The 22,572-nt window shown below is 42.8% G+C and carries 18 protein-coding genes; all 18 read left to right on the top strand.

What is annotated here, in order from left to right; translation table 11 throughout:
- The first annotated feature begins 10 nt into the window (after positions 1–10).
- The 18 genes from FAY33_RS08930 to FAY33_RS08845 all read left to right on the top strand — a co-directional run bounded on the left by FAY33_RS08930 (position 11) and on the right by FAY33_RS08845 (position 22,571).
- Positions 11–1,243 (top strand): U32 family peptidase, encoded by a 1,233-nt coding sequence (locus FAY33_RS08930; protein WP_143320874.1) that lies wholly within the window; start codon positions 11–13, stop codon positions 1,241–1,243.
- Positions 1,244–1,418: 175 nt separating this feature from the next.
- Positions 1,419–2,240 carry a YdcF family protein gene (locus tag FAY33_RS08925; RefSeq protein ID WP_143320873.1) on the top strand — a complete coding sequence of 274 codons (822 nt, stop codon included), beginning with the start codon at positions 1,419–1,421 and terminating at the stop codon, positions 2,238–2,240.
- A gap of 33 nt (positions 2,241–2,273) precedes the next feature.
- The gene (locus tag FAY33_RS08920; RefSeq protein ID WP_143320872.1) at positions 2,274–5,198 is read left to right on the top strand and encodes an insulinase family protein; all 2,925 of its coding nucleotides are present in this window, start codon (positions 2,274–2,276) and stop codon (positions 5,196–5,198) included.
- Between the two features lie 17 nt (positions 5,199–5,215).
- Positions 5,216–6,121: a GTPase Era gene (gene era / locus FAY33_RS08915; RefSeq protein WP_143320871.1), complete on the top strand. Its 906-nt coding sequence runs from the start codon at positions 5,216–5,218 to the stop codon at positions 6,119–6,121.
- 14 nt (positions 6,122–6,135) lie between these two features.
- Positions 6,136–6,801: a DNA repair protein RecO gene (gene recO, locus FAY33_RS08910; RefSeq protein WP_143320870.1), complete on the top strand. Its 666-nt coding sequence runs from the start codon at positions 6,136–6,138 to the stop codon at positions 6,799–6,801.
- Positions 6,802–6,852: 51 nt separating this feature from the next.
- A complete protein-coding gene (locus FAY33_RS08905; RefSeq protein WP_143320869.1) occupies positions 6,853–7,488 on the top strand; it encodes a hypothetical protein in 636 nt (211 codons plus the stop codon).
- 14 nt (positions 7,489–7,502) lie between these two features.
- Complete coding sequence (locus tag FAY33_RS08900) at positions 7,503–8,891, top strand: glycine--tRNA ligase (RefSeq protein WP_143320868.1); 1,389 nt, start codon at positions 7,503–7,505, stop codon at positions 8,889–8,891.
- Positions 8,892–9,227: 336 nt separating this feature from the next.
- Positions 9,228–9,923, top strand: coding sequence for a FadR/GntR family transcriptional regulator (locus tag FAY33_RS08895; RefSeq protein WP_143320867.1), 696 nt, complete (start codon positions 9,228–9,230; stop codon positions 9,921–9,923).
- A 257-nt stretch (positions 9,924–10,180) separates the two neighbouring features.
- Positions 10,181–13,024, top strand: a complete 2,844-nt coding sequence (locus FAY33_RS08890) for an SdrD B-like domain-containing protein (RefSeq protein ID WP_143320866.1) — start codon at positions 10,181–10,183, stop codon at positions 13,022–13,024.
- Position 13,025: 1 nt separating this feature from the next.
- Positions 13,026–13,535: a signal peptidase I gene (gene lepB / locus FAY33_RS08885; protein ID WP_143320865.1), complete on the top strand. Its 510-nt coding sequence runs from the start codon at positions 13,026–13,028 to the stop codon at positions 13,533–13,535.
- 75 nt (positions 13,536–13,610) lie between these two features.
- Positions 13,611–14,903 carry an FctA domain-containing protein gene (locus tag FAY33_RS08880; protein WP_207706013.1) on the top strand — a complete coding sequence of 431 codons (1,293 nt, stop codon included), beginning with the start codon at positions 13,611–13,613 and terminating at the stop codon, positions 14,901–14,903.
- A 42-nt stretch (positions 14,904–14,945) separates the two neighbouring features.
- Positions 14,946–15,839, top strand: a complete 894-nt coding sequence (srtB, locus tag FAY33_RS08875) for a class B sortase (protein ID WP_143320863.1) — start codon at positions 14,946–14,948, stop codon at positions 15,837–15,839.
- A 52-nt stretch (positions 15,840–15,891) separates the two neighbouring features.
- Positions 15,892–17,028, top strand: a complete 1,137-nt coding sequence (locus FAY33_RS08870) for an FctA domain-containing protein (RefSeq protein WP_185967553.1) — start codon at positions 15,892–15,894, stop codon at positions 17,026–17,028.
- 10 nt (positions 17,029–17,038) lie between these two features.
- A complete protein-coding gene (locus FAY33_RS08865) occupies positions 17,039–17,794 on the top strand; it encodes a class B sortase (RefSeq protein ID WP_143320861.1) in 756 nt (251 codons plus the stop codon).
- Positions 17,795–18,173: 379 nt separating this feature from the next.
- A complete protein-coding gene (locus FAY33_RS08860) occupies positions 18,174–19,163 on the top strand; it encodes a sugar ABC transporter substrate-binding protein (RefSeq protein ID WP_143320860.1) in 990 nt (329 codons plus the stop codon).
- A 43-nt stretch (positions 19,164–19,206) separates the two neighbouring features.
- Entirely contained in the window at positions 19,207–20,724 is a 1,518-nt protein-coding gene (locus FAY33_RS08855; RefSeq protein WP_347562673.1) for a sugar ABC transporter ATP-binding protein, read from the top strand.
- A complete protein-coding gene (locus FAY33_RS08850) occupies positions 20,718–21,725 on the top strand; it encodes an ABC transporter permease (RefSeq protein WP_143320859.1) in 1,008 nt (335 codons plus the stop codon). Before FAY33_RS08855 ends, FAY33_RS08850 begins: the two co-directional genes overlap by 7 nt.
- 30 nt (positions 21,726–21,755) lie before the next feature.
- Positions 21,756–22,571 (top strand): transketolase, encoded by an 816-nt coding sequence (locus tag FAY33_RS08845; protein WP_207706012.1) that lies wholly within the window; start codon positions 21,756–21,758, stop codon positions 22,569–22,571.
- Position 22,572 lies beyond the last annotated feature (1 nt).

Below are 22,572 nucleotides of genomic sequence, written 5' to 3'. Positions count from 1 at the left end.
GAGGAGTTTCATGAGAAAGACGGAACTTTTGATCCCGGCAGGCAGCTTAGACGTATTAAAGACCGCAGTGGTTTATGGTGCGGACGCTGTTTACCTGGGTGGAGAAGCCTTTGGTCTTCGTGCCAAGGCAAAGAATTTTACACAGGATGAAATCCGTGAGGGCATTGCATTTGCCCATGAGCACGGAGTGAAAGTATATATTACAGCCAATATTCTGGCTCATAATGAAGATCTTGCCGGAGTGGAACAGTATTTTGAAGAATTAAAGGACATCCGTCCCGATGCCTTAATTATATCTGATCCAGGAGTATTTGCCATTGCAAAACGGATCATTCCGAATATGGAGATCCATATCAGCACCCAGGCGAACAATACCAACTATGGAACCTATTTATTCTGGCATCAGCTTGGTGCTAAGCGTGTGGTGACAGCAAGAGAATTGTCTTTAAAAGAGATCAAAGAGATACGGAACCAGATTCCCGATGATATGGAGATCGAAAGCTTTATGCACGGTGCCATGTGCATGTCTTATTCAGGACGCTGTCTGCTCAGTAACTTTATGACGGGAAGAGATGCCAACCAGGGTGCCTGCACTCATCCCTGCCGCTGGAAATATTCGATTGTAGAGGAAAAGCGTCCAGGTGAGTATATGCCTGTTTATGAAAATGAGCGGGGCACTTATATCTTTAACTCCAAGGACTTATGTATGATTGAACATATTCCGGAGATGATAGATGCAGGAATCGACAGCTTTAAGATTGAAGGCCGTATGAAGACGGCGTTGTATGTGGCAACTGTAACAAGAACTTACCGGAAAGCAATTGATGACTACAACAAGGATCCGGAGCTTTATAAGACCAATATGGACTGGTACCGTTCAGAGATCGGCAAGTGCACCTACAGGGAATTTACCACTGGATTTTATTTTGGAAAAGCAGATTCCACCACACAGATCTATGACAACAATACTTATGTAAAAAATTATACCTATATTGGAACCATTGAATCCATTGATGAAAGAGGATTTGCCCGTATGGAGCAGAAGAATAAGTTTTCTGTAGGAGAGACCATTGAAGTGATGAAACCTGACGGCAGAAACATACAGGCAGTCGTAAAGGGAATCTATAGCGAAGAGGGGATTTCCCAGGAAAGTGCTCCTCACGCAAGACAGATCATCTATGTGGACCTGGGGGTTGAGATGGAGCAGTACGACATTTTACGCCGCAGTGAAATGGAAGCATAAAGTTAGGACGATTGAAAAAGTCAGGCAGAGAATGAATGAAAATAATTATTCTGCCGGGCTTTTTTTATCCCTTTGTCCTGGCAGTTGTAGAAATGGGCTTCTTGTGGTATGCTATAAAAGTATAATACCCAGAAATTACCTTGATTTAAAACGTAAGAACGGAGGTTTGCCTATTATGTGGATTTTATGGCTGATAGCTGTTTTCTGTGTAATCTATTATGTCATAATTGTTATGTATTCCGGGCTGACCACCTCCTTTTCTCTTGTGTGGCTGGTGCTTGCGGCTGTTTGTGTTATGCTCCGCCTGGGATGGGATGGTTATCTGAAACATAAAGACAGAGTTCCCCTGTGGCTGCCTGTATCTGTTTTAACGGTATGCGGTACAGGGCTTTTCGTATTTGTTATAGTTGAAGTTCTGGTGTTTACCGGCGTTGCAGCCCGTGACACGTCAAGACTTGACTATGTGATTGTTTTAGGTGCAAGAGTAAAAGAGGATGGAATCAGCAAATCCTTAAAAAAGCGTCTGGACAAGGCAATTGATTATCTGGAGGACAATCCAGGAACCATACTGGTTTTATCCGGTGCCAAAGGAGAAGATGAGCCGGTCAGTGAGGCGGAAGCCATGAGGGATTACCTTGTTTTTAACGGAGTGCCTGAGGAGCAGTTGATTTTGGAGATGCGCTCCTACAGCACAGTAGAGAATATTGCATATAGCAGGGTTGCCATTTTAGAGGATCAGGAAGCCAGAAAATCAGAGAATCAGAGAGATCCGGTGATCATGGAGCCGGGAACCTATGAACTGGTGCCGGACAAGCCTGTTAAGATTGGAGTATTAACCAGCGATTTTCATGTATTTCGGGCCCAGCAGATTGCAAAGAAGTGGGGATTTGAGGATATTTATGGAATTTCCAGTGACTCAGACCCGGTTCTTTTTGTACACTTTTGTATAAGAGAGTGTGCTGCGATATTAAAAGACAAATTAGTGGGCAATATGTAAATAATACGGATTGTGCAGGAGGAATAAAATAGAATGATAGATATGAAGAAGATTCCCGCCTATGAGGTTGTGGAAGAAAAAGAGATAAAAGAGATCCAGGCATCTGGAAGCGTGCTTCGTCATAAAAAAAGTGGGGCAAGAATTTTCGCTGTATCCTGTGAAGATGACAATAAAGTATTTTCCATTGGTTTTCGGACTCCGCCGGAAGACAGTACCGGTGTGGCTCATATCCTGGAACACAGCGTGCTTTGCGGCTCTGATAAGTTCCCGGTAAAAGACCCGTTTGTAGAACTGGTAAAAGGTTCTTTAAACACTTTTTTAAATGCAATGACATATCCGGACAAAACCGTATACCCTGTTGCGAGCTGTAATGAAAAAGATTTTCAGAATCTGATGAATGTCTATATGGATGCAGTTCTTCATCCCAATATTTATAAAGAACCGAAGATCTTTATGCAGGAAGGCTGGCATTATGAGCTGGAGAATGCAGATGCAGATCTGATTTATAATGGTGTTGTATATAATGAGATGAAGGGGGCCTTTTCTTCTCCGGAAGAAGTGCTGGACCGTTTTACAAGAAAGATTCTTTTCCCAGAGAACTGTTATGGACAGGAATCTGGAGGAGATCCGGCATTCATTCCTGATCTCACTTATGAAGATTTCCTCAATTTCCACAAAAGATACTATCATCCCTCCAACAGCTATATCTACCTCTATGGTGACATGGACATGGAAGAGAAGCTTACATGGCTGGATCAGGAATATTTAAGCCATTATGAGGAGATTTCCATTGATTCCAGAATTTCTTCCCAGAAACCTTTTGAAAAGCCGGTAGAAGCAGAGACTTTTTATTCCATTACAGAAGGAGAGTCTGAGGAGAATGCGACCTATCTTTCCATTCATACCGTTATGGGCAACAATTTAGATCCCATTCACTATGTTGCATTCCAGATTCTGGAATACACTCTTCTTGATGCGCCTGGAGCACCTTTAAAACAGGCATTGATTGATGCAGGAATCGGTCAGGACATTTTGGGTGGATATGACAGCGGAATTTTACAGCCTTACTTCTCTGTAATTGCAAAGAATGCCAATGCTGATCAGAAGGGAGAGTTTCTTGCCGTGGTAAAAGGCACTTTACGGAAACTCGCCAATGAAGGAATCAACCGGAAAAGCTTAAAAGCAGGAATGAATTATTACGAATTCCGTTATCGGGAAGCGGACTATGGTTCTGCACCAAAAGGACTGATGTATGGTCTCCAGTGTCTGGATAGCTGGCTTTATGACGGAGATCCCATGACTCATCTGGAATATCAGGAGACCTTTGATTATTTGAAAAAGGTTGTGGACGATGGATATTTTGAACTGTTGATTAAGGAATATCTTCTGGATAATCCGTTTGAAGCGGTGCTGACCGTAAGTCCCAGGAAGAATCTGACCGCAATAGAGGATGAGAAGACTGCTAAGAAGCTGGCTGCTTATAAAGCATCCCTTTCCCGGAAAGAGATTGAAAACCTGGTAGAACAGACCCGTTCGTTAAAAGAGTATCAGGAGACACCATCCCCCCAGAAGGATTTAGAGAAGATTCCCATGCTGAAACGGGAAGATATCAGCAGGGAAGCGGAGAAGATTGTATGGGAAGAGAAGGAGGAAGACGGCATCAAGGTGGTTCACCATGAGATGTTTACCTCTGGAATCGGTTATCTGAAAGTGTTATTTGATACTTCTGCCGTTCCTCAAAAAGACCTGCCATATGCCGCATTTTTAAAATCCCTTCTTGGGTATGTGAATACGGAGAACTTCAGTTATGGAGACTTAACCAGTGAGATTCATTTAAACAGCGGCGGAGTCAGCTTTAGCATGACTTCTTATCCGGATTTAAAGAATAAGGGTGAGTTTAAGGGGGTATTTCTGGCAAATGCCAGAGTGCTTTACGACAAGGTGGACTTTGGATTTTCCATTTTGGCAGAGATTCTGACCCGCTCCATTTTAGATGATGAAAAAAGGGTGGGAGAAGTGATCAGTGAGACCAGATCAAGAGCCAGAATGAAGCTGGAAGGTGCCAGTCATTCCGCAGCCGTTGCAAGAGCAACCTCCTATTTTTCTAAAACCTCTGCTTATAATGATCTGACAGGAGGAATTGGATATTACGAATTCCTGGAACAGCTGGAGAAGGAATTTGCCCAGGATAAAAAAGCAGTGATTGCCCGTTTTAAATCTGTAATGGCAAAGCTTTTTACCACCGGCAATATGCTTGTCAGCTACACCGCAGATGAAGAAGGGTATCAGCGTCTTCCAGGGGCAATGAAGAAACTTACCAGTGTACTGCCAAAAGGGGACGATATCCGATATCCGTTTGAATATAAAGCAGGGAATAAAAACGAGGGCTTTACAACTGCTTCCCAGGTGAATTATGTAGCAAGATGCGGAAGCTTTTTAGACAGCGGGGAAGTTTATACCGGTGCACTTAAGATCTTAAAAGTGATTTTAAGCTACGATTATCTGTGGCTGAATCTAAGAGTAAAAGGTGGAGCTTACGGCTGTATGAGCGGTTTTGGAAGGTCTGGGGAAGGATATTTTGCTTCTTACCGTGATCCCAATTTAAAAGAGACCAATCAGATCTATGAAGGTGTGGTGGAGTATTTAAATACCTTTAAAGTGGAGGACCGTGACATGACGAAATATGTCATCGGCACCATCAGTGATATGGATGTTCCTTATCCGCCCTCTACCAGAGGAAACCGAGGGCTTTCTGCCTATCTTTCCGGAGTGGATCAGGAGATGATTGACAGAGAAAGAGAAGAAGTATTAAATGCCACTCAGGCAGACATCCGTAATCTGGCGCCTCTTGTAAAAGCGGTTCTTAAGACCGGAAGCCTGTGCGTCGTTGGAAATGAAGAAAAAATAACAGCGGATAAGGATCTCTTTTTTGAGACGAAGAACTTATTCCACTCATAACACAAAGGAGAATCCATATGGAAACTAATTATAAATCAGGATTTGTAACTCTGATTGGACGGCCCAATGTAGGCAAGTCCACACTCATGAACCACTTAATCGGTCAGAAGATTGCCATTACATCCGATAAGCCGCAGACAACCAGAAATAAGATTCAGACCGTGTATACCGATGACCGGGGACAGATTATCTTTCTTGATACACCTGGGATTCACAAGGCGAAAAACAAACTTGGAGAGTATATGGTAAGCGTGGCAGAGCATACCTTAAAGGAAGTGGATGTGGTGCTGTGGCTGGTGGAACCTTCTACTTTTATCGGAGCCGGAGAACAGCATATTGCAGAACAGCTCAGGTCTGTAAAAACCCCTGTCATTTTAGTGATCAACAAGATTGATACGGTAAAAAACCAGGAAGAGATTCTTATCTTCATTGATGCGTATAAGGATATCTGTCCTTTTGCGGAGATCGTTCCTCTTTCTGCTTTAAAAGGGAAGAATACAGATTTAATGCTGGAACTGATTTATAAATATCTTCCCTATGGTCCTCAGTATTACGATGAAGATACGGTAACCGACCAGCCTATGCGTCAGATTTCCGCAGAGCTGATCAGGGAAAAAGCTCTTCGTCTTTTAAAAGACGAGATTCCCCATGGAATTGCAGTAACTGTGGAGAAGATGAAAGAACGGGAAAACGGAATCATTGATTTGGAAGCCAACATTGTCTGCGAGAGAGAATCCCACAAGGGAATCATCATCGGAAAAGGCGGTGCCATGTTAAAACGAATCGGAAGTCAGGCAAGAAGAGAGATTGAAGATTTATTGGATACAAAAGTGAATCTGCAGCTCTGGGTAAAGGTCCGCAAGGAATGGCGGGACAGTGAACTGTATATGAAGAATTATGGTTACAATCAAAAAGACATTTAAAATGGTGGTAAAAATTGAGGGAAGTTGTAAAGCTGACGGGGATGGTAATCAAAGCCTTCCCTGTGGGAGAGATGGATAAGCGCCTTGTGATTCTTACCAGGGAACGGGGAAAGATCACAGCATTTGCCAGAGGCGCAAGAAGACCTGGCAATCAATTGATGGCGGTTGGCAGACCGTTTGCTTTCGGAGAGTTTTCGCTGTTCGAAGGAAGGGATTCCTATACCCTCCAGTCAGCGGAGATCAGCAATTATTTTGAAGATCTGACCATTGATATGGAGGGAACCTGCTATGGCTCTTATTTTCTGGAGCTGGCAGATTATTATTCCAGGGAGAACGAAAATGGAACAGGACTGCTGAAACTTCTATACCAGTCTGTACGGGCGCTGTTAAAACCGGCGTTAAAAAACCAGCTGGTCCAGAGAATCTTTGAGTTAAAAGCCATGGTGTTAAGCGGTGAATATACAGAGTCACCGCCCCGTTCAGTTAGCGATTCTGCTAATTACGCATGGGAATATGTAATTGCTTCCCCCATGGAGCATCTTTATACTTTTACTCTTACGGAGACTGTGCTGGAAGAATTTGCCCGCTGCGTGGAAATCAACAAGAAACGCTATGTGGACAGGGAGTTTCATTCCCTTGAGATTTTACAGACCATGATGGGGAGTAAAGTATTGAAATGACAGGAGGGATTTGGTATAATTTCCTGGAATCCAATTGCAAGGAGGAAAAGCATGAAGAAAAAGAGAATGTTTCTTGCAGCAGTGCTTGCAGCAGGAATGCTGACTGGCTGTCTTGGAAGGGCAGGCGGTAATGCGCTGAATGCAGAAAGCAGCAGAATCTTTGTAAAAGGAGATGGGGTTCTTCAGACTGCAACCGTAGAAACGTATGCAGAGCAGGATTACTATGATGTGGAAGAACTGAAAACGTACTTAGAAGAGGCTGCAGCATCTTATAACCAGAACCATGGGGAAGGAGCGGTTACCTTAGATTCCTGTTCGATGGAAAAGGGCATTGCAACCATGGTATTCCAATATGGAACAGGGGATGACCTGGCAGGCTTTACTGCCGAATATGAAGACAAAGCCAATCAGGTTGATTCCATAAAAGTCAGCTCTTTTTCTGATATATATGGGCAAAGCCAGTCAGAAGGCGTTGTGCTTTTAAAAGCGGACGATAAAAAGAAGGCAAAGGCAGATAATAAGGCGCTCAGCGGAAAAGAACAGAGCCATGCAGTTGTTGTGGAGACAAAGAATCCTGTCACCATTCAGACCGGTGGAAAGCTGTTGTTTGTTTCTGACAATGTTGTTATAAAAGATTCTCATACAGTGCAGGCAGCAGAGGGAAAGAATTACATTATTTTTAAATAAGAGAGGTTAAGATCATGGAAAAGACAATGGAAAAGATTGTAGGACTTGCAAAATCAAGAGGATTTGTTTACCCTGGCTCTGAGATTTATGGAGGTCTTGCCAATACATGGGATTACGGAAACTTAGGTGTGGAGCTTAAGAATAACGTAAAAAAGGCATGGTGGCAGAAATTCATTCAGGAGAGTCCCTACAATGTGGGAGTGGACTGTGCGATTTTGATGAATTCCCAGACCTGGATTGCATCAGGACACTTAGGAGGTTTCTCCGATCCGCTTATGGACTGCAAGGCCTGCAAAGAACGTTTCCGTGCAGATAAGATCATCGAAGATTATATGGCTGCAAACGGCATTGTTATAGAAGGGTCGGTAGATGCCTGGTCTCAGGAAGAGATGAAAGCATATATTGATGAGAAGAATATCTGCTGTCCAAGCTGCGGCAAACATGATTTTACTGATATCCGCCAGTTCAACTTAATGTTTAAGACCTTTCAGGGTGTGACAGAGGATGCTAAAAATACTGTATATTTAAGACCAGAGACTGCTCAGGGTATTTTTGTAAACTTTAAGAATGTCCAGAGAACCTCCAGAAAGAAGATTCCTTTTGGAATTGGTCAGGTTGGCAAGTCTTTCCGTAATGAGATCACTCCAGGAAACTTTACTTTCCGTACCAGAGAATTTGAGCAGATGGAACTGGAGTTCTTCTGTGAGCCTGATACAGATTTAGAGTGGTTTGCTTACTGGAAAGAGACCTGCATCAACTGGTTAAAGACCCTTGGAATTAAAGAAGAGGAGATGCGTGTCCGGGATCATGAGAAAGAAGAACTTTCTTTCTACAGCAAGGCGACTTCGGATATTGAATTCCTGTTCCCATTCGGCTGGGGAGAATTATGGGGAATTGCTGACAGAACCGATTATGATTTAAAGCAGCACCAGACCACATCCGGTCAGGATCTGACTTATTTTGATGACGAGAAGAAAGAGCGTTATATTCCATATGTGATTGAACCCTCTCTTGGCGCTGACCGTGTGACCCTTGCATTCCTTTGTGCAGCATACGATGAGGAAGAGATTGCAGAGGGAGATGTACGTACCGTTCTTCATTTCCATCCTGCCATTGCTCCTGTGAAAATCGGTGTGCTTCCATTATCCAAAAAGCTCAACGACGGTGCAGAAAAAGTATTTCAGGAACTTTCCAGATATTATAACTGTGAGTTTGATGACAGAGGTAATATTGGAAAACGCTATAGAAGACAGGACGAGATTGGAACTCCTTTCTGTATTACTTATGACTTTGATTCAGAGGAGGATCACGCTGTAACTGTTCGTGACCGTGATACCATGGAACAGGTCCGTGTTCCGGTTGCAGAGCTGAAAGCTTACTTTGAAGATAAATTCCGTTTTTAAGAATCCGTATATGCGGGGCAGGCTCATAGACCTGACCCGCATTTTTTAATGGTAAAAGGAGAAAAAGAACGACAGAAGATGACAAGCGTTTTGAAGAGTCTTTTCGTGAATTAATTGCCCATGCCGGAAACGCCTGATGGAGCAGAGAGGAACACTTTCCTTTTTATTGTGGAAATTTATGGAAAATAATTGTGATAACTGGTAAAATTGTACGATGTGTTATGGAAAAAGTAGAAAATAAATGAATATGTTTGCACTTTTATTGAAATGTGATACAATGATTGTATGATGTCGTAATGGTTTTGCCAGCGATAGGAAGAAAGAGGGAGCGATAACATGACAGAGGTTTCCAGAATACCGATTGTGCAGCAGGTAGTAAACAGTATGAAGGAATTTATTGCAGCCGATGAAATACAGGTCGGAGAAAAATTACCTACAGAAAAAGAATGGTGCGAGAAACTCTCGGTAGGACGGGGAACGGTCAGAGAGGCATTCCGTATTTTAGAGGCCAAGGGGCTGGTTGAAATTAAGCCGGGACGAGGGGCATTCCTGGTCAGTAAAAAGGAACTTGGACAGGAAGAACTGGCAGAATGGTTTCTAAAAAATGAAGTGGAGTTAAAGGATTATATTGAGGTCCGCAGTGCGGTGGAACCCCTGTGTGCCAGACTGATTGCCAAGCGTGCCACAGATCTGGAACTGGAGCAGATTGAGCGGATTCATCAGCGTTTTATCCGGGCTGTGGAGGAAGAAGACATTGCAGCTATGGCGAAGTATGATGAAAAGCTTCACAGACAGATTGTGGAATGCAGCAAAAATAAGATGATGATTTTCATTTGTAAGAAGATCGACGAATGTATCAGGGATTTTCGTTTAAAAACCTTTCAGGTACCCCAGAATGCAAAAAATGCCATTAAAGCTCATCAGGATATTGTGGATGCGCTGAAGGCACGGGATGAAGAAGTGGCAGAGCTTTATGCAAAAAGACATATTAATCTGATTAATATAGATCTGAATGTGATTATCAGACGGTAATATATAGCAATACGGATTGAAAAAGACCAGGAACCGGAACATGAACGGGACCTGGTCTTTTTGTATCTATTCTGATGGCTGGGATATAAATGGACAGGTATTCAGTACATAAATTTATTGATTCAGTACATGGAATTACAAAATAAAACACTTTTATACTACACTAAAAAAGTAAAGTATTTCCAATCAATCATGAGAGAGAAAAGATAAAAATTGTGAACCAGAAGATAAGGATTTTGTGTGGAAGGAGGTGAAAGATGAACAGATTCAGGAATTTAAAAAAAGTATGGTACCTTACGGCAGCTATTTCCGCATTTTCATTGTTTTTTATTACAGCAAAAGCACAGACATCGGTTTCACAATTGACCATTCTCTCTCTCGAAACTGCAGATATGGCAAAGGAAGTGGCTGTGCCAAAAGGTACAAAACAACCAGACTTGCCAAAGGTTTTGCGGGCAGTGGTACAACTGGAGGAAACAGAAGAAGAGTTTGAAAAAATAGATCCCCCTCATAAATCTAAGAAGTTAGAAAAACCTGAGAACAAAGCTACACCCTCAGATGGGATAGCATTGGAATCAGATCCAGATCCAGAAGAATCAGACAGTACATTTGGGACTCCTTCCTCCGCAGATGTATTTCCTGATGGGGAGGAACAGACCGGCTTTGTTCTAAAACAGCCAAAGAAGCTTTATGGATATGAGGCAGCAGGCGAAGGACTTTATACCTATACAGATCGTTGGGGAGAAGTCTCGTATCGTATCTATGGTTCTTACAATGGCAAAAGATCTGCATGGTTTGCATGTGAAGAAGACGGCAGTATATATGGAAAAGTCAAAGACGTTCCTGTGATCTGGGCATGTGATGAATATGACAGTGAAGTGGCGGGAACCTATATTTTTAATGGAGAGATCAGACATCATGATTATGAAGGGGAACCAGTTTTTATAACGGTTAATCTACAGCAGGCTCCTTTGGGAAAGGCAATCAGTGGAACGCTGTGGCTTGATGAAAATTCCAACAGCATCATAGATGAAGAGGAAAGAGGGATCCTTGGCTACTCTGTTTCTCTTTATCCGGATGAGGATATGGACAATCCGCTGCAAACTACAAAAACCGGAGAAGACGGAACTTATTGGTTCGAAAATCTCCAGCCAGGCAGTTACAGAGTTGGCATCACTGCTGAAACAATAGGAGGAATTGAATACCTGCTCCCTGTATCGGGAATTGCGGGGGATAATAAATTTGAATGGATAGAAATCAGTGAGGATCTATTGGCGGCATACAGTGATCCCCTTGTTGTATCTGAGGAAGAGGAGGTCATCATTGACGGAATTAATGGGGCACTCCATCTTGCAGAGCCGCCCCAGGCGATGTCAGTAACCGTAAATACCGCAAAAGATTTTATTGAGGCAGTGAACAGCGATACCGTATGGGAAATTTCACTGCAGGAAGATATTGTAATTGAGTATGGTATGACCAATGGAACCGGAAGGTGGAATTCCAGTTATCAGAGCCAGGATCAGCCCGGTTATTATGGTCAGCCACAGGGGATTTTTGTAGGTACAAAGACCAATGCAGGTGACGGCAGCTTTTTAATCGAAGGAAATGGTCATAAGATTATATTCAACTGGCCCCATACCATTGTGGAAAGAGGCAATTTCTATTTTCCCACCACAAATTCTGTGAAATCCTTTACCATGAGCAACCTTACCTGGTATGGAAGCAGTGAGGTCGGGTGTTATTTCCCGGCTGGCAATGTAACCCCTAATGTGAGTATTACCTTTGACTCTGTTACATACAAGGGACCAGGAATGGGAGACATTGCAATATATCCGGTCTATAATCCTCAGGTCCGCCTGATTGACTGTGATATTACCATGAGTTATCGGAATGGTTCCGGCGGTGAGGGAGTTGATGTTGATGGATACGGAGGCAGCTTACCTGAAATAGGTTCGGCATCTCATGGCGCCCCGTGGCAGGATACCCATGCTTCCGAAGTTGTAGCTGCTAATTTTATTACCTTTGAAGGGGATAGCACTATTACAAAACAGGACTCGCCTGCAGAAGGAGATGTGGACCCGATTTTCTATCTTTACTGGGGAGGCAGCGGATTTATCAGAGTAGAAGAGGAAGCTTCTCTTGTAATCTGGGATGAAGCAGGCAGAACCAAGTCTAAAGTCTTTACAACTGGTTTTATGGGAATGATTGCGAATTGTAAAGCAGAGCTGAGTGTGGGACGGAATGGAACTTTGGAATACCACCATGTAAATGGGGGGAATGGATTTCTTACAGACTATAACCGGCTTGAAGCTTTAACAATCGGTGAATATGCCAGTGTTGTGTTTGATTTAAAAGCAGACATAAGCTTCTGGAGCAACGACACAGGTGACACAGCCTACCTTACGGTGAAGCATATAACGGCAGAAAGAGGGAGCAAGTGGACGTATGTGGCAGATTATGAAGGTTCCGCCGCCAGGGCAGATAATTGCATGGTGAATGCCGGCAGTATCCGTATTGATGAAGATTCGGAAATAAATATCATTGCTGGAAACAACACGGCGGCAGAAACTCTGATCCAGATTTCTTCCCTGGTTTCCAATCCAGGCATTACCTTTGACAAGCCTATGAGCGTTGTTTTATTCAATGGCAGAAATGACAAAGAGGCTTATGTAATGAAAAGTAATACCAATGCGTCGGTAAAGATCAAAACCAATGCACTTCGTTCCTGGATATCCAATGAGGAGGCTTTTATATCCGGAATCATAGATTTTGGAAATCAGCCTGTGCTTACGGATAATTATATTACAGCCCCTGATACTCTGCATCAATGGAGATTAAATGACCAGGAATATTCGGCAACCTTATTAAATACCGGAAATCTTAATCATTATTCCCATGAAAGCATCTTTGCATATTCAGGAATCCATACCTTGAAAGGGGTTCATAAGATGGAACTTACAAGTAATTATTTTCATGTAGTTCCAACCGGAGTGGCTAAAGGAAAGGAAGAATACTTCCTGTTTTTGGGAATGGCTGTTATGGTATTGGCTGTTTTTTTAAGTATAAAGATTTTTCACCATAAATATAAGGAGATTTGCTGATATGCCAGAGAGAAAAAGCCCTTCACTCTTTGCAGAGATTTTATTTCTCTTTGCAAAAATCGGGGCAATATGCCTTACGTTTGTACTGTTGTTTACCTTTATGTTTGGTTTTTGCCGCAATGGGGATTCTTTTATGAATCCAGCCATAAAAGATGGAGACCTGGTGCTTTTTTACCGTCTGGATAAGCGTTACGTTGCCCAGGATGTGCTTGTTTTAAAATACCAGGGAAAAATCCAGGTACGCAGAGTGATTGCTTTGGCAGGTGATACGGTGGACATATCACAAGAAGGTCTGATGATTAATGGAGCCATACAGCAGGAACCTGGTATTTATGTTTCCACAAACCGGTATGAGGAGGGCGTTGAATTTCCAGTGACTCTAAAAGAAGGCGAAGTATTTGTTCTTGGAGACCACAGAACCAATGCCGCAGACAGCCGTATTTACGGTGCGGTGGACATTTCTGATACCATGGGAAAAGTTATGGGCATCTTCCGGCGCAGGAATATATAAAAAAGCAAAAGAAAAATATTCAAGACACAGGGCACAGCGGTTTTATTTCCGATGCCTTGTGCAGAAAGGGATCATATGATAATGAAAACGAAGAAAAACAAAAAGATTCAAAAAAGATATCTGGCACTGGTGCTATCCTTTGTGGTGTGCTTTTTAACCTCTTTTTCTGCTCTGGCAGCAGGAGAACCTGTTACAGGCGGAACACCTGGAAATTCTCTCACCGCTTCCATTACAAAGAAACTGAAGATGCCGGAAGGAACAACCCCTCCTACAGCCGATTTTATCTTTGAATTTACAAAGGACAGTTTAAATGGTGAGACAAGCCAGACAGAACTGGACCGGATGCCTGTTATTGGAGACAAGACCATTTCTTACGCACCAGCGGATACAGGAACGCTTGATGGAGAAACAATGGTTCTCTCGAAACAGAGTGAAAACATACTGGAGGGAATCGTCTTTCCGGGAGCAGGACAGTACACCTACCATATCAAAGAGAAACAGAATACATATTCATTACAATCCGGGGAAAATATGACTTATTCCGGAGCGGAATATACCATTACCTTCTATGTTAAAAACAGTGAATCAGGTCCCTATGTATCTGCAATTGCTGCAGTCATAGCGGTTGCAGATCCGGGTAATACAGGTGTGGCAGGGGACAAGGTAGATCCGACCCCGGGAGATTCCAACGGACTTGTTTTTACAAATATCTTTACCAGACAGACTGGAGGAACCGATCCTACAGACCCGTCTCAGCAGGGACTGGCTATAGGAAAAACCGTTGCAGGTGATTTCGGAGATAAGAGCAAATACTTTGATTATCAGTTAACAGTAACAAAGCCGGAAGTGGTTGAAGATACAGTTACCTATAAAGCATATGTAGTAGAGGGCAGTACCGTTGTTACATCTTTGGAAAATACCCAGGAAACTCTGGAGACCGATGGTTCTGGTTATAAATATTTTGAGATTGTTCCAGGGACCCAGACAACTGTAAAACTAAAACATGGTCAGAAGCTTGTATTAATCAATCCATATGTAGGCTCAAAATATGAGGCAATAGAGAGCGGCAATCCAGGATATACACCTGCTGTTATGATTACAGAAAATGGCGGAACTCCGGTAACCAACAGTGCGGGAGAGGGAGAATCTTTATCTACAAATGATCTGGCATCCAGTAAGCAGAGAGTGATTGGGGAAAATACCAACCTTGCGGACTTTACCAACACTTATACCGGAACCATTACCCCTACTGGTATCATGATTGATAATCTTCCCTTTATCATGATTCTGGTTCTTGCTTTGGGAGCATTCGGAGCATTTATTGTTGTGAAATCCAACAGAAGACGCCGTTCCCATACGGATTATTAACTACAGACAGAAAATACAGTATGAAAGGAGTCCCTTATCCCAATGGAAGCAGGAAAAAAAGCAGGCTCAACAGCAATAAAAATAGCAAATAGTCTGGTTGATCTTACCGTGCTGGTTATGATTCTGGCTTTGGTTGCAGTTGCTCTCTATGCAATATGGGACTCCGCACAGATATACAGGGCAGCAGATGCCAGGCAGTACGCGGTTTATAAACCAAGTTCAGAAGAAAGTGTCTCCTTTTCTGAACTTCAGAACATTAATCCAGAGGTATTTGCCTGGCTCACTGTATCCGGTACCCGCATTGATTATCCCGTTACTCAGGCAGAAGACAATGAAAAGTATGTGATTACTGATGTATATGGGTCCTATTCTTTGTCGGGCTCTATATTTTTAGATTATTTAAATGACAAGCAATTCCAGGATTTTAACAGTATTTTATATGGGCACCACATGGAGAAACAGGCAATGTTCGGTCCCATTGAACAGTTTGGCAACAGGAAATTTTTTGAAGAACGTGCTTATGGAAGCCTGTACTACGGCGGTAAGCAGCATGGGCTGGAGTTTTTTGCTTTTGTTCATACAGATGCTTACGATCGAAGCATTTTTGCACCCCGTATCAAAGGGCAGGAAGCACAGCAGGCTTATCTGCAGAATATTCTTGATAAAGCGATGTATACCAGAGACATTGGGGTAAGTGTGGAGGACCGTATTATTTTATTAAGTACCTGTTCCTCAGATTCCACCAATGGCAGAGACATTTTAATTGGAAGAATTACAGATGAAAACAAAACAGATGAATATTCTGATGAAGAGGGCGGTCATGCGGCTAAAAAAGTCTCTGTGGATCCGCAGAAAAGTGTGTGGAGAAGAATCCCATTTCTTTTTCTCATTATCCCTGTGTTCCTGATCCTTATAAAGAAACGCACAAAGAGGTGAAATCATGTGCTTTTTCCGAACTATAAATTTCATAAAAATGGGTTTCATGTGTATGTTTTTGCTGCTTTTTTCGGCAAACTCTTCTTCCGTGTTTTCCTGCCAGGCGTCTGAACCGGTAAAAGTGGAATTAAGGGCAGATCAGGTTTTTGTAAAGAACAGCTCTGCTTTACAGGTAAATACCGCAGTTTCTTATGAACTGACTCCCCTTTTACCGCAAAACCCTATGCCAGAAGGAAGTGTAAATGGGATTTATTCCTTTGCAATTGATGGGACAGATGATAAGGATTTGAATAAAATCCTTTTTGGGCAGACGGGCCTGTATCAATATCAGATCAAAGCAGTCACTGACTCTGATTCTCCATGCTATAGCTATGACAGCCAGGTTTACATTATTTCTGTTTATGTGGAAAGTCATGGAGAAGAACTTTCTGCAAGGTATTTTATTACATCAAAAAATACAGGAGATAAAGCGGAAATTTTGCACTTTGGACACAGCTATACTCCGCTGCCAAGCAGTAAGGAAGATATGACTGATCCGCCGGTCCATAAAACCGTCTCTGGAAATCCTCACAAAACCAGTGTTTTTTTATTTCAACTCCAGGCAGAAGACCCAGACGGTCCTATGCCTGAGGGAAGTGTGGAAGGGATTAAGACCATTTCCATTGCCGGCTCTGGAAAAGGAGAGTTTGGTACATGGAGCTATCAAAAAGAGGGAAATTATTATTACAAAATTACGGAAGTAAATACAGGAGAATCCCGTTATACATATGACCCGGTTATTTATACCATTACAGATATGGTGAAGGACGCAGACGGACAGTTGGTTGTTAACCGGGTAGTCACCAATGAGGCAAAGAAACAGATAGACTCCTGTATTTTTATAAATAAATACGAGAACAAAGGAAGCGGAGGAGGAAAAAGTACAGGTAACAGTCATTCTGATACCGGTTCCAAAATCATAGAAAAAGGCTCAGAGGATGAAGAAGAGGAGACCTCCTCCAATCTGGACAATCAGGTTCCAAAAGGAGATAAAGAACAGAACAAGGAGCAGGGACTGATGGGACCAAAGACTGGGGATGATACCGATCATACGCTCTATCGGGCAATGATGGCAGCAGGTCTTCTTATTGGGACTGGATGCACCGGTTATCTGGTGTATAGCAGATACCAGAAGCAGGAAGAGTATTGAAAGGCAAGAAATGAAAAAGAAAAAAAACCACAGAACAATTGCCAGGTTACTGCTGGCAGTCTCCATTGTTATGGTTCTTTATTCCGGATACAGGCTACATGAGAATTCACAGGTATATAAGGTGGGAGATAACTCTTATGAAGAACTGCAAAACAAGGTCCGTCTTCCCGTCAACACCCCATTCTATTCCCCATCTTCCGTAGATTTTTCAGAGCTTCAAAAGGTAAATACGGCGGCAGGTGCCTGGCTTTACGGACCGGATACTCCCATTGACTATCCGGTTATGGAGGCAGAGGATTACAACTGGTATCTTCATCATCTGCCTGATGGAACTTATAATGAGAATGGATCTTTGTTTCTTGATTTTAACAATCCTCAGGATTTTAGCGGAAAATTAAACATTGTATACGGGCATAACATGAAATCCGGCAAAATGTTTGGTTCCATTTCCAATTATAAAAAGCAGGAATATTTTGATCAGCACCCTTTTTTGTACCTTTATACGGAGCAGGAGAATTATCGCATAGACTTAAAATATGGCTGTTTGGTCAGTGCAGGAGAGTGGAGAGACAGGGCATTTATGTATGAAAGGAACTTAGACTCTCTGCTGGAATATGCCGATGCCAATACTACTTTTTTAAGCAGTGCCAGGTATAACGGTGAAGACCGGTTTGTCGTACTTTCAACCTGCAGCTACGATTTTGATGATGCGCGCTATCTTGTCATAGGAATATTGCGGCAGGAAAACAGACTGGGGAAAGAGTGATAAAAGAACCAGAAAAGTAAGGCAGAAGTGTTATTTTTAAAAGAATAATGGAAGATATTTGAAAAGAATCAGGATCCCATCAAAGAGAACCTGGTTCTTTTTCATGTGCATAAATTTTACTCATCAGACTTTTTTCTCGTTTTAGAAAGAGTCACATTGTAAAAAGTGCATAAAATAAAAAATAGTATTGACAAAAATTAAGTAAAGTTGTATTATGAGGATGCCAATATTGTATGATGGCATACAAAAATGCAAACCCGGGAAGTCATTCAAGAATGATATCATACAATAATATGGCATTAGAGGCAAAAAATAGGGGATAAAAGCAAACTATATTTAGAAAATATAGGGTAAGAATTCAAATGTTGAGAGGTGGATTATGATGAAAAAAGTTACAGCAATTGTCTTATCTGTGTTAATGGCATTTTCTTTGTCAGCCTGCGGGTCTGCAAAAGAGGAAACGACTGGGGCAGAGTCAACAGCCCAAACCCTTGCAGATGCAGTCAAGGAGACAAAGAAGGAAGCAACTGGAGAGCCGATTAAAATTGGGGTATCGGCACCGGATTTAACCAATGTATTTTTCATTCAGATCAAAGAAGCGATGGAAGCAGCTTTAACAGGTCCAGACGATGAACTGATTATACAGGACGCAGCCGGAGATCAGAATAAGCAGATGAACGATGTTACCGATATGATCAATCAGGGTTGTGATGTAATTTGTATTTCAGCAATTAATTCTGAAGGAGTACGGGCTACTCTGGAGGAATGCAGGGAAGCAGGAATTCCGGTTATTGCATTTAATACTGCAGTAAAGAATCCGGAGCTGGTTCAGTGTACAGTGGTTTCAGATAATAAAGAAGCTGGAAAACTTTGCGCAGAGGCATTGGCAGAAGCTCTTGGCGGAAAAGGAAAAGTTGTAGAGATTACTTACAGTATTACCGAAGTCTGCTATGACCGCCAGATTGGATTTGAAGAAGCGTTAAAGAAATATCCGGACATTGAGATTATTCAGACAAAGGATGTGGAGAAACCAAAGTCTGACTACTCCCAGCCGATTATGATTGACTTTATCAATGCCAACCCGGTGATTGACGGAGTATTCACCATTAACGATCCCACTGCCCGCGGTGCCATTGCAGCATTGAAGGAAGCTGGAAGATTAGAGAACACAAAAGTAGTTTCTGTTGATGGTTCTGATGAAGGAAAAGGATTTATCCGTTCCGGCGAGATGGTAGCGTCTGCTGCACAGGATCCTGCAGGAATTGGAACTACCTGTATTGAAACTGCGTACCGCTTATTAACAGGCAAGACGGTTGAAGAGAAGGTTGTTGTTCCCATGTCTATCATTACAAAGGAAAATGTAGATTAATAATCCGTAACGTGTTGACTTTTAATGAGGAGGCAGAACAGGAATGAAAGACATGTCAGTGGATTATGTTTTTGAAATGAAAGATATAACCAAGGCGTTTGGTCGGAATGTTGTGCTTGACGGAGTCAGTATTTCCATAAAGCCCGGAGAAATTCGGGCTCTTATGGGAGAGAATGGCGCAGGCAAATCCACTTTGATGAAAATTCTGGGAGGCATTTTCAGTGCGGATTCCGGCACGATTTATATGGGGGGCAAAGAAGCTTCCATAAAAAGTGTAGACGATGCCAGGAAATATGGCGTCAGTTTTATTCATCAGGAAATCACCAATGTTCCAGAGATGACCATAGCAGAGAATATCTTTCTTGGCAGGGAACCAAAGAACCAGTTAAAGATGGTTGATTATAAAAAGATGAAGCAGGAGGCGCAGAAGGCGCTTGATGAACTGGGACTTTTACTGGATGCAGGAATGCTGATCCGGGGCTTGTCCGTGGCACAGCAGCAGATGATTGAGATTGCCAGAGCGGTGAATGAGGGAGCAAAAATTCTTATCCTTGACGAACCGACTGCTTCCCTGTCAAACAGTGAGACAGAGAACTTATTTGCCCAGATCAAGAGACTGAAACAGGCGGGAGTTGCCATGATCTATATTTCCCATCGGATGGAAGAGACATTTCAGGTCTGTGATTCTGTAACCGTACTGCGGGATGGCAAATTCATCGGAACCAGAAACACACAGGAAACCACGGAAAATGAACTGATCAGTATGATGGTAGGACGTGAGTTCAATAACATCTATGGAAATAAACGGGTAGTTGGTGGACCGGTTATTATGGAAGTAAAGAATTTAACCAACCATAAGGTATCTGATATCAGTTTTACATTGAAAAAAGGTGAGATTCTTGGATTCTCCGGTCTTGTTGGAGCAGGACGTACGGAACTGGCTCTGGCTCTCTTTGGAATTGATTCCATTCAGTCCGGGGAGGTCTGGCTGGAAGGAAAGAAATGTTCCATCCGCAGTCCCAAAGATGCCATCAGTGCAGGAATTGCCCTGGTGCCGGAGGAGAGAAAAGAACAGGGACTTTTCCTGGGACACAGCATTGGAACCAATTTAACCTTTCAGGTGCTTTCTGAATTCATTCACCATCTGAAAGTAGACCGGAAAAAAGAAGCAGAGATTGTAGACGAATTTAAGCAAAAGCTTTCCATAAAGATGGCATCTACGGAACAGTCAGCAGGAGAACTCTCCGGCGGAAACCAGCAAAAGATCGTTATTTCCAAGTGGCTGGCGGCAAAGCCAAAGGTTCTAATTCTGGATGAGCCTACCAGGGGCATTGATGTAGGTGCAAAAGCGGAGATCTATAAGCTTATGCACACCCTGGCAGAAGAGGGAGTTTCAATTATCATGATTTCTTCTGAACTTCCTGAGATCATCAATAATTCCAGCCGGATTGCAGTTATGAGAGAAGGCTGTCTGGCAGGGATACTGAATCAGGAAGAAACAGAGATTTCCCAGGAAACCATCATGTCATATGCAGTAGGAGGAGAACATTCAGTATGTTAAACAGGAAAAATCAAGCAGAGACAGCCCAGTTAAAAGTACCAGGTGTCTGGACAACCAATCCTTTTTTTATCTGGCTGAAACGAAATATGGCAGCCATGATCGCACTGGTATTTTTATGTATTGTATTATCCATCACAACCGATACATTTCTTGTTAAAAATAACCTCTTCAGCGTATTGCGCCAGGTATGCGTCAATTGCTTTATTGCCTTTGGCATTACCTGCGTGCTCATCTGCGGCGGGATTGATCTGTCCGTAGGTTCTGTGGTTGCGGCAGCAGGTGTTATAGCAGTACGCTGTGGGAATGCAGGATTGCCGCTGATTGTGTGCATTCTGGTTCCATTGCTCTTTGGTGCAGTGATTGGATTTTTTAATGGATATGTGATTTCCCATACCACCTTACCACCTTTTATTGTAACCTTGTCCACACAGATTATTGTCCGGGGAATCAGTTATATATTAACTGGGGGACAGCCCGCCCAGTCTGGCAATGAAGTGTTTAATAACATGGGAGTAGGCAGTATTCTTGGAATTCCAATTCCGGTTATATTTGTAATTACTGCGTTTATTATTCTCTATTTTATCATGAACCGTACTTCCTTTGGCCGTCATGTGTATGCCACTGGAGGGAATAAAGAAGCAGCAAAATATGCAGGTGTTGACACCAAATGGATTCAGGTGAGAGTCTTTATTATCAGTGGAGTGATGGCAGCCCTTGCCGGTGTGGTGCTGGCGGCAAGACTGTATTCCGGACAGCCTTCCGTAGGAGAAGGATTTGAGCGTGATGCCATTGCTGCATCAGTTCTTGGAGGAACCAGTTTTAACGGCGGTATCGGCACCTTAGGCGGCACTGTCATAGGTGTTCTGATCATTGGAGTGCTGAATAATGGAATGAACCTGCTTAAGATAAACAGCTATTGGCAGTTTGTAGTAAAAGGAATTGTAATTCTTGGAGCGGTATATGTAGATTATCTAAAAAAGAGGGGTTCACTGAAAAAGTAACCGCAATCATTAAGACGGAGGCATAAGAACATGATGGACATAATGGAATTAAAGAAAAAGTGTGTGGATATCCGAAAAGATATTATCAACATGACAGCGGATGCGGCGAGCGGTCATCCAGGCGGTTCCCTATCCGCAGTAGAGTTAATGGCAGCCCTGTTCTACACCCAGATGAGAGTCGATCCTAAGAATCCTGACTGGGAAGACAGAGATCGTTTTGTACTGAGTAAAGGACATGCGGCGCCCTGTTACTATGCAGTTCTTGGGGAGATGGGATTTTTTGACAAGGCAGAATTTAAGAATTTCCGCCAGCTTCACAGCATTTTGCAGGGACATCCGGATTCAAAGAAAGTTCCAGGGATTGATGCTTCCACCGGTTCCCTGGGACAGGGAATCTCCATTGCAGTGGGAATGGCTCTTGGTGCAAAGACACAGAACAAAGATACGAAGGTGTTTGCCCTTTTAGGGGATGGAGAGCTGCAGGAAGGCCAGGTGTGGGAGGCATGTATGTCTGCAGCCAATTACAAACTGGATAATCTGACCATTATCATTGACAACAATGGACTTCAGATTGATGGAAGCAACGATCAGGTTATGTCTCTTGGAGATATTTATTCCAAGTTCAAAGCATTTGGATTTCAGATGCTGGAACTGCCGGATGGGAATAATTTAGAAGAAGTTCTGGCCGCTTATTCCATCAGCACCATGGAAGGAAAGCCTAAATGCATCCTTGCCCATACGGTGAAAGGGAAAGGCGTTTCCTTTATGGAAAACCAGGTGGGCTGGCATGGAAAGGCACCAAACGAAGAGGAAAGACAGAAGGCAATTAAGGAACTGGAGGGTTAAG

Source organism: Clostridium sp. HBUAS56010, assembly GCF_007115105.1.
Lineage (GTDB): Bacteria > Bacillota > Clostridia > Lachnospirales > Lachnospiraceae > Lacrimispora.
Note: the sequence above shows the minus strand (reverse complement) of the source record. Positions and strands in the feature narration are given on the sequence as shown.

Excerpts from the sequence above, each read along its gene's own strand:
- FAY33_RS08930 (WP_143320874.1), top strand. The coding sequence starts at position 11 with ATGAGAAAGACGGAACTTTTGATCCCGGCAGGCAGCTTAGACGTATTA.
- FAY33_RS08925 (WP_143320873.1), top strand. The coding sequence starts at position 1,419 with ATGTGGATTTTATGGCTGATAGCTGTTTTCTGTGTAATCTATTATGTC.
- FAY33_RS08920 (WP_143320872.1), top strand. The coding sequence starts at position 2,274 with ATGATAGATATGAAGAAGATTCCCGCCTATGAGGTTGTGGAAGAAAAA.
- era (WP_143320871.1), top strand. The coding sequence starts at position 5,216 with ATGGAAACTAATTATAAATCAGGATTTGTAACTCTGATTGGACGGCCC.
- FAY33_RS08905 (WP_143320869.1), top strand. The coding sequence starts at position 6,853 with ATGAAGAAAAAGAGAATGTTTCTTGCAGCAGTGCTTGCAGCAGGAATG.
- FAY33_RS08900 (WP_143320868.1), top strand. The coding sequence starts at position 7,503 with ATGGAAAAGACAATGGAAAAGATTGTAGGACTTGCAAAATCAAGAGGA.
- FAY33_RS08895 (WP_143320867.1), top strand. The coding sequence starts at position 9,228 with ATGACAGAGGTTTCCAGAATACCGATTGTGCAGCAGGTAGTAAACAGT.
- FAY33_RS08890 (WP_143320866.1), top strand. The coding sequence starts at position 10,181 with ATGAACAGATTCAGGAATTTAAAAAAAGTATGGTACCTTACGGCAGCT.
- lepB (WP_143320865.1), top strand. The coding sequence starts at position 13,026 with ATGCCAGAGAGAAAAAGCCCTTCACTCTTTGCAGAGATTTTATTTCTC.
- FAY33_RS08880 (WP_207706013.1), top strand. The coding sequence starts at position 13,611 with ATGATAATGAAAACGAAGAAAAACAAAAAGATTCAAAAAAGATATCTG.
- srtB (WP_143320863.1), top strand. The coding sequence starts at position 14,946 with ATGGAAGCAGGAAAAAAAGCAGGCTCAACAGCAATAAAAATAGCAAAT.
- FAY33_RS08870 (WP_185967553.1), top strand. The coding sequence starts at position 15,892 with ATGTTTTTGCTGCTTTTTTCGGCAAACTCTTCTTCCGTGTTTTCCTGC.
- FAY33_RS08865 (WP_143320861.1), top strand. The coding sequence starts at position 17,039 with ATGAAAAAGAAAAAAAACCACAGAACAATTGCCAGGTTACTGCTGGCA.
- FAY33_RS08860 (WP_143320860.1), top strand. The coding sequence starts at position 18,174 with ATGATGAAAAAAGTTACAGCAATTGTCTTATCTGTGTTAATGGCATTT.
- FAY33_RS08855 (WP_347562673.1), top strand. The coding sequence starts at position 19,207 with ATGAAAGACATGTCAGTGGATTATGTTTTTGAAATGAAAGATATAACC.
- FAY33_RS08850 (WP_143320859.1), top strand. The coding sequence starts at position 20,718 with ATGTTAAACAGGAAAAATCAAGCAGAGACAGCCCAGTTAAAAGTACCA.
- FAY33_RS08845 (WP_207706012.1), top strand. The coding sequence starts at position 21,756 with ATGATGGACATAATGGAATTAAAGAAAAAGTGTGTGGATATCCGAAAA.